Here is a 1,970-nt window from a genome sequence, read left to right as displayed (position 1 = left end):
GCATCAGGTTTATGAAGCTTTAGCCCTTAATAATTGTGTAAGATATGTTGTGTTTATATATAAGATATTGTACGATATTTAGAAAAATTCAGGTCAAAATTATGAATCGTATTCATACAATATTGCTTTAGCTTAATGGGCACCATCCTAATAAATATTATCATCGACATGATTACATCATGTTTTAATTAATTTACTGATCTTTATAAACCCTATTAAAGTTAAAATTTTAGACTTTTCGTTATATTCGACTTTCAATATGGGGCAGCCAATAAAATAGTATTTGTCGTAATTTATTCGTTGTTTATGCTTAAAAATTCTAAAAAAAACATATTTAGTGCACTCACAAAATGCTCTTTTTCTTATAAGTTGCTCTTTACGTCTACTTAGGAAAGTCTCTCGAGGCATTTTTACCTCATCAAGTATTTTTATTGCCAGGTCATATATCAATGGTGTATCAACATTATCATAGTCTAGGGACAATGCCGTCCAAACTTTCTCATAAAATAAATTTAAAAAGCACTCAGACCTAATTTTTAGTAAATCATTATCTTTTAAGTATAACAGCAGAGCATTAGAAATTTCCATTAAATCTAAAGATAGACCAGAACGTTTTAATCTCGCATTTTGTGATAATGAATCATTTCTAATAAGGTAGTTATAATAATAGCTATTATCAAGCCATATTTTCTTGCAGTGAAATAGGTATACAGCAATAAAGTATTGGTCTTCATGCACAACGCCTAGCGGAAACCTGATTCTATAGTACTCTATGATAGAGTAACGATAAAGCTTGTTCCATACTGTAACGTTAATACATTGAATCAAAGAGTCTTTAATAGTTTGTTTCCCTAACCCCCCATCTGAACAAGCTAAATGAGTTTCGTCAACGCATAGACAACCATTAAATTCTTTAATAGTTTTATAACCAAAAGCAACTATATCAATATCTTCATTAAATTTTGACAATAGATTTTCATAAGCACATATATCAATATAATCATCTGGATCAATGAATGATATATACTCAGGTAGTTGTTTTTCACCTTTATTATAAGATGTTCTAATAAAGTCTAATGCAAAGTTACGTGCAGAAGAAATCCCCCCATTCTTCTTTTGTATTACAGTAATACGACTGTCTTTTTTGGAGTAGAGATCTAATATAGTCCCACAATTATCAGGACTTCCGTCATTGACACATATAATCCAAAGATTCTGATATGTCTGATTAATTATACTGTCCAAACACTTTGATAAATATGTCTCGACATTATATATAGGAACAATAACAGCTAATAAAGGCAGGTTTGGTTTGGTTTGGTTTGGTCATGGAGCTAACCTGAATATTATATTTAATATTATACAAAATATCTATTAAAAGCTTAACAATTTTCGGAAATACATAGTAGTTTGATTCTAAGAGTAGTCATAATTGCCGCAGCAAAATTCCATATACTAAAAGTTTAGCAAATCTTGGAACTAAATCAATTTAGACTGATGTCCTCAGCGATAAGAAGCACCAGCCTAAAGTTTAATACCTTGTCATTGATTCATGTCCGGCTATGCTCAACTGAGCATAAAGTTTTTTCTGTTTTTAGCCCCTTTCGGTCTGCCAGGTCTTTTCTTTGGTAGACGTGATAAATCCGGCATTGGGCCGATAAAGTTCATCTTAAACTCTTTGCTAACTCTATTCTTAGCTCCTTTTGGTCGCCCAGCTTTCTTCTTTGGAAGACGTGACAAGTCAGGCATCGGGCCAACAAAAATTTTCTCGAATGCAAGATTGCTTTTGTTTCGACTACCACGTGGACGTCCACGACCTCTCTTTTCTGCAGCTTCAATACTATTAGATTGAGCATTCATAGCCTCTTTTAAAAGAGTGCTCTTATTCTTACTGCCCTTTGGTCTACCTGGGCCACGTTTAGGAGGCATCGGACCAATAAAGGCAGCATCGAATTTGGCTTTCTCAATAC

2 protein-coding genes are annotated in these 1,970 nt (G+C 33.0%); both read right to left on the bottom strand.

Annotated features, from left to right (window positions below; genetic code table 11):
- Window positions 1–177: 177 nt before the first annotated feature.
- On the bottom strand, window positions 178–1,278 hold the full coding sequence (locus H524_RS16850; protein WP_281171319.1) for a glycosyltransferase: 1,101 nt from the start codon (window positions 1,276–1,278) through the stop codon (window positions 178–180).
- 288 nt (window positions 1,279–1,566) lie between these two features.
- The coding region (locus H524_RS17480; RefSeq protein ID WP_044122307.1) for a hypothetical protein at window positions 1,567–1,970 on the bottom strand (404 nt) is incomplete at its 5' end.

Source organism: Anaerobiospirillum succiniciproducens DSM 6400 (assembly GCF_000482845.1).
Taxonomy (GTDB): Bacteria; Pseudomonadota; Gammaproteobacteria; order Enterobacterales; family Succinivibrionaceae; genus Anaerobiospirillum; species Anaerobiospirillum succiniciproducens.
The sequence above is the reverse complement of the archived record's forward strand: the minus strand, read 5'-3'. Positions and strand labels throughout refer to the sequence as shown.